Source organism: Domibacillus indicus, from assembly GCF_023715895.1.
GTDB lineage: Bacteria > Bacillota > Bacilli > Bacillales > Domibacillaceae > Domibacillus > Domibacillus indicus_A.
Genome location: NZ_JAMBOO010000175.1, coordinates 1 through 205, shown reverse-complemented (window position 1 = coordinate 205; position 205 = coordinate 1). Strand labels below are relative to the sequence as shown.

At 55.6% G+C, this 205-nt stretch carries 1 rRNA gene; it reads left to right on the top strand.

The window, feature by feature from the left end:
- Positions 1 to 205: ribosomal RNA gene (locus M3221_RS27205) — 16S ribosomal RNA — on the top strand; the annotation flags it as partial.

Here is a 205-nt window from a genome sequence, read left to right as displayed (position 1 = left end):
CGTTGTCCGGAATTATTGGGCGTAAAGCGCGCGCAGGCGGCCTTTTAAGTCTGATGTGAAAGCCCCCGGCTCAACCGGGGAGGGTCATTGGAAACTGGAAGGCTTGAGTGCAGAAGAGAAGAGCGGACTTCCACGTGTAGCGGTGAAATGCGTAGAGATGTGGAGGAACACCAGTGGCGAAGGCGGCTCTTTGGTCTGTAACTGA